At 49.4% G+C, this 7,284-nt stretch carries 8 protein-coding genes; 2 read left to right on the top strand and 6 right to left on the bottom strand.

The window, feature by feature from the left end; all coding sequences use genetic code 11:
• Both GX117_04335 and GX117_04330 read left to right on the top strand, forming a co-directional pair.
• The coding region (locus GX117_04335) for an IS30 family transposase (GenBank protein NLO32571.1) at positions 1–342 on the top strand (342 nt) is incomplete at its 5' end.
• A gap of 101 nt (positions 343–443) precedes the next feature.
• Complete coding sequence (locus GX117_04330) at positions 444–899, top strand: DUF494 family protein (protein ID NLO32570.1); 456 nt, start codon at positions 444–446, stop codon at positions 897–899.
• Positions 900–943: 44 nt separating this feature from the next.
• Here the strand turns inward: GX117_04330 and GX117_04325 are convergent, their stop codons facing one another.
• The 6 genes from GX117_04325 to GX117_04300 all read right to left on the bottom strand — a co-directional run bounded on the left by GX117_04325 (position 944) and on the right by GX117_04300 (position 6,917).
• Positions 944–1,585: a hypothetical protein gene (locus GX117_04325; GenBank protein NLO32569.1), complete on the bottom strand. Its 642-nt coding sequence runs from the start codon at positions 1,583–1,585 to the stop codon at positions 944–946.
• 104 nt (positions 1,586–1,689) lie between these two features.
• On the bottom strand, positions 1,690–2,430 hold the full coding sequence (locus tag GX117_04320) for a tetratricopeptide repeat protein (GenBank protein ID NLO32568.1): 741 nt from the start codon (positions 2,428–2,430) through the stop codon (positions 1,690–1,692).
• 24 nt (positions 2,431–2,454) lie between these two features.
• Positions 2,455–3,549 carry a 3-dehydroquinate synthase gene (locus tag GX117_04315; GenBank protein NLO32567.1) on the bottom strand — a complete coding sequence of 365 codons (1,095 nt, stop codon included), beginning with the start codon at positions 3,547–3,549 and terminating at the stop codon, positions 2,455–2,457.
• Between the two features lie 19 nt (positions 3,550–3,568).
• Positions 3,569–4,603 carry a Gfo/Idh/MocA family oxidoreductase gene (locus tag GX117_04310; protein ID NLO32566.1) on the bottom strand — a complete coding sequence of 345 codons (1,035 nt, stop codon included), beginning with the start codon at positions 4,601–4,603 and terminating at the stop codon, positions 3,569–3,571.
• A 282-nt stretch (positions 4,604–4,885) separates the two neighbouring features.
• Positions 4,886–5,503: a uracil-DNA glycosylase family protein gene (locus GX117_04305; protein ID NLO32565.1), complete on the bottom strand. Its 618-nt coding sequence runs from the start codon at positions 5,501–5,503 to the stop codon at positions 4,886–4,888.
• 43 nt (positions 5,504–5,546) lie between these two features.
• Positions 5,547–6,917, bottom strand: a complete 1,371-nt coding sequence (locus GX117_04300) for a hypothetical protein (protein ID NLO32564.1) — start codon at positions 6,915–6,917, stop codon at positions 5,547–5,549.
• Positions 6,918–7,284 lie beyond the last annotated feature (367 nt).

The following is a 7,284-nucleotide window of genomic DNA, read 5'->3' as shown; positions in this document are numbered from 1 at the left end:
CCACAGGCTACAATAGATCTTTTAAAAAAGGTCGATTCGAAACAGCTTCACACGATAACCTTTGACAACGGCACAGAATTTTCTGCTCATAAATACATTGCTGAAGAATTATCCGTAGCGGTCTATTTCGCACGCCCCTACTGCTTAAACGATCGCGCTAGGAACGAAAATACTAATGGGCTTTTAAGACAATACTTTCCCAAAAAGACTCGTTTTGATACAATTTCTGAAGAGCAGTTACAAAGAGCTATTCAAGATTTAAATAATAGACCAAGGAAAACACTTCATTACAGAACTCCGGCCGAAGTCTTTTTTAAGGAAAGGGTTGCAATTCGAGTTTGAACCTGCGGGCGATTACAAATTGATTCTAGCGCGACGGAAAGCCTACAATATAGCCTAATAAGGGGGCGCATCTTTCGTAGGATCCCCCTCTGGAGAAACAGATGAAAAACAATCCAAACAAGCTGGTTCGCATTCTTCTTGAGCACGTGGATTCTGTGGGGGACAAACCACTTAGCGAGGAGACCATGCGCTCGTTATTACAGCTCCAGGGACATAATCACAACGATATTGATTTCGCAATCAAAATAGTCAATGACTACCTATCCATGAAACCTACTTATTCAGAAAAAATTCTTTCCCTGCGGCAACTCGCTTTTTTTGAGAGCACCAAAATCAGTGAGGAGGTGCTCCAGACCATCACGCGCCTCGAACTATTTGATTTGCTCGAACCTTTTGAGCGTGAAATGCTCTTGGAACGTTTTCTGCACTCTGAAGGTCAAGCGGACATGGAGGCCCTTGATTATGCCTTGTCGTTCATTGTGGGTACCATGCGCAATGCCGAAGTACAACAAACCATGATGACCGTCTTCGAAGGCTACGAGCCCACCTATCACTAACCCATCTTTTGCAAGCCAGACATGTCGATAAACTTGGAGGCTTGTTATCTGTCATCGTCCTTATCCTCCGGATCCGTGAAATCGTGTATGAATGAATCGTCAGACCTTGTGGATGGAAAATAAAATTCCATTTGGCGGCCTCGGATAAAATCATATTGTTTGAGCAGGCGAATGGTTTGAAGCGATGGCGAATCGGAATAGTTCCCCTGTCCTGAAACAAGGCGGATCATGTCCGCAAGCATGGTGGGAAATTCCAGGACATGGTCAACACCCAGTTCCTGCAGTTTGTGAATCGCCTCCGCCCTTTTCTCCGGTGTTGAAGAGAGGCGGGACACGACCAATATGATTTTGTAACGCCCGCCGTCAAAGATGGATTCTGCCAAATAGCGGGTTTGCGTTGACGCGACACGACTGAAAACGGAACCCGGCGTTATCATGGAGCTATAAAGGCGGTCGCCATGCCATGCGCGCACTTCGACTACGGCACGTTTAACCCCCTTTACGTCACCCGCTCCCAGCTCCGGTTTCAATTCAAAAGAATGAGGGGGCTCGTTTTGCTGCACGAACAATTGGGACGCCGAGTAATCATGGTCTCCCATGGCTGTTTCATAGCGCCAATAGGGCAGCACATAAAAGAGATTGAGTTCGAAGAACTCACGAACCAACTGCATATTGATGTAACTCAAATCCCGTTTTTCCTTTCCATGAGGCGTGTGCAACAAGAGAACACGCACCTATTTTCATGAAAGGGATCTTTCCCTCAATCATTTATATGGTCTAAGGTATTGGATTATTTACGCAATTTTGTTGTAAGGGTCTCTTTATAGGCGAGCATTGTTTCTCGTGAAAATAAGATATTGTAGGCGGAATAACACTGCCCTTCTTCGGCATAGAGCAAGGCTTGATCTATATCTTCCACAGCCCTGTTGTAATATCCCATACCTTCATGGACACGGGCGAGGAGATAATAAGCCGCTGCCTGATCGGGAGTAGCTTCAATGGACTGTTGCATCAAATTTTCAGCCTGTTGGTATTGTGCGATGGCTAGCTGAAACTCTCCCATCTTATCGGCGGCTTGTGCCAGCAGGAAATGGACATCAAATTGGGAGCGTCCCAGTTCGAGGGTACGTTGGAGCAATCCGGCAGCTGTTTCCCATTGGGCTTCATGAAAGGCACAGTAGGCGAGACCTAGCACGGCTCGTTTTTCTTGGGGTTTCGTTTTCAATAAATGGGAAAAAATGTCGCGCGCCCCCTTGATTTGACCTTGCTGTATGAGCGCGTTGCCGAGGTCGATTTTAGGAGCACTGAGTTCATCTAAGTGCTTAACCGCTTTTTCCAAAATGGGTAGGGCTTCTTTTGTTTTTCCCTGACGCAAAAGACAACGGCCGATTTGATGTTCTGCTTGGTAAAGGTATTTGTCGCGTTTCAACGCTTCTTTAAAGTAGCGGATTGCTTCTTCGTAGTTGCCTTTGATCGCTGAAGTCAACCCTTCTTCATAATAACTTTGCGCTGAGTCTCCGCCAAATAGCATTGGATTGATGATCCTTGTATCGTTTTAGGTTTTTATTTTAAGGCTATAAAATGCCTGTCGCGCCTGGTCTTCTGAAATATCGGTTCTTTGAACAACGCTGCCCATAGCGTCGGGTACAATAAACTTCAGTTTTCCTGACCGTGCCTTTTTATCTTTTTTCATGGCATCAAGGGCTTCTTCGACGGGCAGATCTTCCCAAAAAATTGGCAGTTCGTAGCGTGCGATACATTCGCGCTGCCTCTCCACAAAGTGCTGATCTACCAGTCCCAAATTTTTCGCCAATGCCCCCGCTGCGCACATGCCGAGCGCAACGGCTTCCCCATGCAGGAAGCGCGCGTAATGGCTCACCGTTTCCAGCGCATGGCCGAAGGTATGCCCGTAATTAAGGATTGCGCGGAGCCCCTGTTCACGCTCATCTTGCGTTACGACCTCCGCTTTGATTTCGCAGGAGCGGGCGATGGGATAGACCAACGCATTAGGATCTCCCGATAAGATGCGCTCCGCCTCTTCTTCCATATAATCGAAAAGAGCAGCGTCGGCAATCACGCCATGCTTAATGATTTCCGCACATCCTGCACGCAGTTCCCGGGGCGGCAATGTTGCCAGCAATTCCATATCAATAATGACGGATTGGGGTTGGTAGAACATACCAATGGTATTTTTGCCGAGAGGATGATTCACGGCTGTTTTGCCGCCTACACTCGAGTCTACCTGCGCCACTACAGTGGTTGGGATCTGTATGTAAGAGATCCCGCGCATATAGCAGGCAGCGGCGAAACCGGCAATATCACCGACCACACCGCCGCCTAATGCAAGCACGGCGTCACCGCGATCCAGTCCATGGGCGAGGAATGTACCGCAAATTTCTTCGATACGGTCGAGCCGTTTGCCGGCTTCACCGGCGGGCATCACATGAACGACACAGCGCCATCCCGCCGCCTCAATCTGCGCGCGGACGGCGTCAGCATATAAAGGCGCGACGTTGCTGTCGGTGATAAGGCCAATGGCGGCCCGGTTGCTTTTTGCTGCCAACCAGTCTTTTATAAGATACAGATTATCACGTCCGATATGGATATCATAGGCACGATCGCCCAGCGCAACAGTAACCGTCCGGGGCATAGAATCTTACTCCTTCACCTTAATGCTTGATGCTTACGGCTTTGCCTGTCAGTGCTGCACGTTCTGCGGCGAGAATGACTTCTAAAGATTTCATGCCTTCCACACCACTGCAAAACGGTTCTTCTTCGCCTTTGATGGCACGACAAAAACGACCGCCTACATCAAGGCCCCAACCGTCATCATCATTATCGGGAGGACGGTGTACATCAAAATTAATTTCGCATTCAGGTTCCACCAGATTCGCCACGAGCGGACGGCCGGGATACGCACAAATACTAAGCGTGCCCTTAGTGCAATACAAGATGGTGTAATTCGCGTCGGCACCTTTCACCGTCCATGAGGCAGCCAATGTGCCCACGGTACCATCAGTAAACTGCATTGCTGCGACAAAATTATCCTCCACGCTGGCCCGTTTCTTTTCGAGCCGTTTGAAGTAGGCACTGATCGACCCGACTTCCTTGCCCGTGAGGTATCGGACCAGGTCAGCTTTGTGAACGCCCAGATCAGCCATGGCGCCGAAACGGGCTTCTTTTTTCTTAAAAAACCATTTCCCGGAAGGACTCCAAAATTCAGGGCCATCGTGCCCAAACATGGCGGTCACATGGAGCACGTCGCCCATGATCCCGCTGTCCATGACTTCTTTGGCTTTGACGTGGGCAGGATATAACCGTTGATTTTGGTTGACTGCAAGCAGTTTGCCCGCCTTCTCCGCCGCGGCGATCATGCGTTTGGCTTCTTCCATACTGGTTGCCATGGGCTTTTCAACTAACACATTACAACCTGCTTTCAGCGCGGCCACGGTGACGGGGCCATGGAGATGATTGGGGAGGCAAACGGAAACCCCTTCGATATCTGCCTGCTTCAGAAGATCTTTATAATCAGTGAAGACCTGTGCGTTTGGCGCAAATTTATCGGCAACCGCTTGCGCTTTGCTCTTCATGGAATCGCAAAGGGCTACGATTTCCGCGTCCGGGCTATTCGCATATTCCGGCGCATGATGTCTTTCCGTTATAGCGCCACAACCAATAATTCCGATTCGTACTTTTCTGCTCATTGCTGCCTTTCCTAATCAATTCTTGTTAGCGGGAAAAAAGTCTATTCTTTTCCGGCTAACGCGCTGCATCCGGGGAAACGGAAAGATCGTGAAGTTTTTTTCTTCCCTATCCTTAGGTTTCCGTACTCGTTTTTAGGTATTTCATTATGATTGAATTGTATCACGTTCGTCCTGATAAATCCTTGCCCAAGCGCCTGGGCCTGCTGTGCCGAACGCTAGAACCCGGGCGCAACGGGGCGCGCTGCCGGGGATTTCATCGGGATTAAAGAAGATCTATACTTTTTAATGCAGTAGCTTTTTCATACGCTTTTGCAATACAGGTACCAGATCTTTTTCAAACCACGGATTCTTTTTCAGCCAGTGATTATTTCGAAAAGAGGGGTGCGGCACAGGGAAATATCTCGGTGCCCAGTCTTTCCAATTTTCAACGGTTTCTGTAAGCGTTCGTTTCGCTTCCTTGCCGAGATACCATTTTTGTGCATAAGCACCCGCCAAAATGGTGGTCTCAAGATTAGGCAGGAAGCTCAGTAATTTTTCCAACCACAGCTCCGCACATTCCGGACGTGGTGGAAGATCACCGCCCCGAGGCGATCGACCGGGATAACAAAATCCCATGGAAATGATCGCGATTTGTGTATCGTCATAAAATTGTTTGCGGTCAAGACCCAGCCATGAACGAAGCCGGTCGCCGCTCGGATCATTCCATGGAATTCCGCTTTCATGGACTTTGATGCCCGGCGCCTGACCTGCGATTAGAATGCGTGCCGTGATTTTAACGCGCAGAATAGGGCGACAGCCCAAGGGGAGCACGTCCGCACAATGGCAGCAAGCGCGAACCTCTTTCAGATATTTTTCAAGTGCCGCAGCTGTTATTACATCGTTATTTTTTTTACTCGGCATGTTTGTTGTGTTCCGAAATATTTATAAATTTAAAATTGGGGTCTCATGGTTTTGTTTGCTTCCACACCTCATTGAGTATGCGATTTTGCAAACCCGGCGCCCAGGCGCTGGGTAGACCAAAAATAATTTGTGCAGCCGCGCCTTCGTAGCCGCCTTCTTCGCGAATCCGTTCGGAAGGGATGTAAGCCATTAAATCATTCGAATAAGCCATGACAAATACCTGTTGTCCCAGCTGTTCTTTAATGGCAATCGAATAATCCACTGCCACTTCTCCGCCCAGCACAACAAGCCATTGGTCGCCTATTTTCCAACTCTGCACGGGATAAGGATATTGGGGAGCTAGAGCCCCGTCTTGAAGAACACGGTTGAGCAAGGCTTCTGTGCACTGTTGTTCGTAGCCCCCGGTATTCGCTATGCGCTCGCGCAGGGCAGCCTCATCCGGTACGGATTCCAAATCCAGCGGGATTTCTTTATAGAGGGTTGTCAATGCGGCAGGCTGGGGAGTCATTGCCCCGCCTTCTAATACGGCAGTGACGGCAGCGGCCAGGGTTACGCCATATTGACGCGCCAATGCGACGGTCCGGCGCGGCAAAGGATTCTGGTCGGCACCGCATCCGGCGAAGAAAAGCGCAGTCATACCGGGGTATTGGTTTTCCAGTGCCTCTTGCGCATATCCGGGATAATCACCGCTCCATTCGTAACCGTCCAACACCGTGGCGTGACAGGCATAGCCAAAAAGAACGGCCATAGGGCTTCCATCGCTGCGCAGCACCTGAAGCACAGGAACGGCATGGTCATTGGGTCCTTCCAGGTCACTGGTGGGCTTCAAGGCGCTCTCCACATTGTTCCGTCGATTGACCGCAAAGCGGGCGGTGCCATTGCCGGATAGGAGATGCGCCGCTTCCAAACGATCCAAGGAAGTGCCCACCAATGTGACAATATCTTCGATAAAACGATCCGTGTAGGCGATCAGTTTTGCCTCTTCTTCGGCGTCAAAGCTATACATACATTTCAGGGAAGCGCCAACGACCGGACCGCTATGGGTATGGGATGCGCTGAGAATCATATTTTCTTTCGTCAGTCCGAAACGCTCTTCAACCTTGCTGTGGATACGGTCGGCAACTTCGATGGGATAGCCGCAGATGTCGGTGGTCACCACCACAGCGCAGTGGCCGGCAGCATCTTTAAGCGCCAATGCCTTGGCTTTTAAGGGCAGCAAAGTCCCTTCGGCAGCTTTTGTACGCGCTGCGTAGCCCGCAAGCCACAAGGGAGTTTGCGGTGTGATATCCACGCTTGCCGCGCCTGCTTGCCATTCCGTTTCCGGGCGCTGCGCCCAAAGAGAAAAAGAAGTTGTTGCCGCGATTACGAGGAAGCATACAAAGAACAATTGTAAAGTGGGTTTAGGTAAGATCATTTTTTCAAAGGCTCCATTTCGATTGGTGTTTTGAGGAGGGGCGGTGCCGCACGACAGAATATGATGGTTTAAATTGATTTTAACACAAAAAGAGCAGGCCCTTCCGAAATTTAATCCCGGTGAAATGCTCGAGGAGGAAAGGCAGACATTTCTGTCATGGAAAGAAAAGGAAGCCGCTTCAATAGGATGGCATGAAGGGGAATTGACCTTCGTAGGTGAAATTCGAAATGCAACCCTTTCCTAAAAAAATTCGCGGAGGGAGGAATGCTTATGAAACACAGAAGCTCTCATAACAACTGGACCAAAAAGCGGGGGCTTGACATGTTACAAACACTTCTTTTAAAGCTCTCCAACATAAGTAATACAT

The sequence above is a fragment of the Candidatus Hydrogenedentota bacterium genome (assembly GCA_012523015.1).
Classification (GTDB): Bacteria; Hydrogenedentota; Hydrogenedentia; order Hydrogenedentales; family CAITNO01; genus JAAYBJ01.
This window is presented reverse-complemented; position numbering and strand designations above follow the sequence as displayed.